This is a genomic window from Ideonella sp. P3_A4, assembly GCF_056403075.1.
The window spans coordinates 1-1,851 of sequence record NZ_JBFUGE010000908.1; the positions used below are offsets into that span (position 1 = coordinate 1).

Consider the following 1,851-nt stretch of genomic DNA (forward strand, 5'->3'; position numbering starts at 1 on the left):
CCGCTGATCAGCGGCATCGGCTCGGACTGCACCGCTGCATCGAGCGCGGGCAGCCAGGAAGCCAACGCGGCTTGCTGGATCGCACCAAACGCGCAGGCCACGGCAGCCATCACAATGGCGGCCCAGGCAGTGAGCGTGACAAAAAGCGAGCGGTATCCGAGGTAGTAGGTCTGGGGCATGGCAGTCTCCAGTGCAGGCACATCATGACGACTGCACATGTCCGCCATTTTTCCGGGCGCAACCGAACGTGTCATTCCCTCAAAAGAGGGTTCTCCCTAGGACGGGGGATATGCGCTCTTCGCGACGTCGCAGTCACCCCACACTCACTGTGACCATTCACGCCGAACTGCAACTTCTGTATCGCGACGACGACCTGCTGGTGATCGACAAGCCGCCGGGTCTGCTGGTTCATCGCACCGGTCTCGATGCGCACGAGACCGACACGGTGCTCGAGCGATTGCGCCAGCAACTCGGCGCCGACATGCCCGCCGGCCTGGGCCCGGCACACCGGCTGGACAAGGGCACTTCGGGGCTGCTGGTGCTGGCCTGTCATGCCGATGCAGCCCGCGCGCTGGGTGCGGCGTTCGATGAAGGCACGGTCATCAAGCGTTATCTCGCGCTGGTGCGGGGCTGGCCGGCCGAAACGATCGACCTCGACCACCCACTGGCCCGCGACCCCGAGTTGCCGAGCACTGGCCAACTGCAGTTGCCGGCGCGCACGCTGTTCCAGCGGCTGGCGCGGGTCGAGTGGCCGTTCGCCGTTGATGGCCGCCACCCGACCAGCCGGTACGCGCTGGTGGAGGCCCGCCCCTTGAGCGGCCGGCGCCACCAGATCCGCCGTCACCTGAAGCAGCTGGCTCACCCGATCGTCGGCGACTCGACCCACGGCAAGGGCCCACACAACCGGGCCGTCGCCGCCTGGCTGGGCATCACCCGGCTCTGGCTGCACGCCGCTGCGCTGGAACTGCCCCACCCGGCGGATGGGCGCACGATGCGCTTCGAAGCCCCGCCCGGCCCGGACTGGGACGCGCTGCGGGCCCGTGGCCCGTGGCTGGCGGGTTAGCTCAACCGAACCGCACCGCGTAGATCGGCGGCAGGTGGGCGAACGGGTGCTGCCAGTGCTCACCGCCGTCGCTGCTGGCCCAAAGCTGGCCGGTGGTGCTGCCCATCAGCAGGTGCTGGCCGTCGTCAGCCACCACCAGGCCGTGGCGGTAGACGAGGTCGTAGCAGTCCGTCACCGGCAGGCCGTCGCGCAGCACGTCAAAGCTCTGCGCGCCGTCACGGGTTCGCTGCACTGCCAGCGCGCCATCGACCGGCACACGCTGCTGATCGGCCACGCCGGGCACGAACCAGGCCGTCAGCGGATCATCCGGGTGCGCCGCCACCGCGAAGCCGAACGACGACAGCGGCGCCGTCTTGATCTCTTGCCAGCTCATTGCGTTGTTGGTCGAGCGCCAGATGCCGTTGTGGTGCTGGCACCAGAGCACGTCGGGCGCCGCGGTGCAGCGGGCAATGCGGTGCGGGTCCTGGATGCGGGGATCGTCGGCCCGCTCGGGCGGCATGTAGGCCGCGCTCAGGCCCTTGGCCCGCATCGTCCAGCTCTGGCCGGCGTTGGTGGTGTGCCAGATGCCCCCGCAGCTGACGGCCAGCAGCCACTCGTCGGCGTTGGCCGGGTGCGGGCAGATCGAGTGGATGCCCGGCGTGTCGTAGCCGCCGCCAAACCATTCCGCCCGCTCGGGCTGGTGCCACAGGGCCTCGTTCAGCGTCCAGCTCTGGCCGCCGTCTTCGGACACGAACAGCCCGCCGGGCAAGGTGCCGGCGAGGATGCGATGGCCGGCGCGCTCCATCACC

2 protein-coding genes are annotated in these 1,851 nt (G+C 69.4%); one reads left to right on the forward strand and one right to left on the reverse strand.

Annotated elements, in window-relative coordinates; genetic code table 11:
• Positions 1 to 328: 328 nt before the first annotated feature.
• On the forward strand, positions 329 to 1,063 hold the full coding sequence (locus AC1DYI_RS34300; RefSeq protein ID WP_477208572.1) for a pseudouridine synthase: 735 nt from the start codon (positions 329 to 331) through the stop codon (positions 1,061 to 1,063).
• 1 nt (position 1,064) lies between these two features.
• On the opposite strand, the gene AC1DYI_RS34305 is transcribed toward AC1DYI_RS34300, so the two are convergent.
• Positions 1,065 to 1,851, reverse strand: a 787-nt coding sequence (locus AC1DYI_RS34305) for a WD40/YVTN/BNR-like repeat-containing protein (protein ID WP_477208573.1), incomplete at its 5' end; no start/stop codon positions are given.